Below are 261 nucleotides of genomic sequence, written 5' to 3' on the forward strand. Positions count from 1 at the left end.
GTTAAATTGTGGAACAATTAATCTCAATAAATGGAATTTTATCATGAAGGCAATTGAACGGATTATTGATAAGGCTCACTTAGATCGTAAGCGAGTGGTGTTGAGCGAAGCGGAAGATCCTCGAGTGCTCGCCGCAGCACGATTAGCGATAGACAAACAGCTCGCCCATATCACGCTAGTGGGGGATGAGAAGGCAATCATTGAAGCCGCGCAGTTGCATCATATTAATCTTGCCGGTATTCACATTGTTTCACCTCAAAC

1 protein-coding gene is annotated in these 261 nt (G+C 44.1%); it reads left to right on the plus strand.

Going from position 1 to position 261, the window contains the following annotated elements; all coding sequences use genetic code 11:
- Positions 1-43 precede the first annotated feature (43 nt).
- Positions 44-261, plus strand: a 218-nt coding sequence (locus BCT81_RS02505) for a phosphate acyltransferase (protein ID WP_277869787.1), incomplete at its 3' end; no start/stop codon positions are given.

Origin of the sequence: Vibrio sp. 10N.261.52.A1, from assembly GCF_002876325.1 — a bacterium.
Lineage (GTDB): Bacteria > Pseudomonadota > Gammaproteobacteria > Enterobacterales > Vibrionaceae > Vibrio > Vibrio chagasii.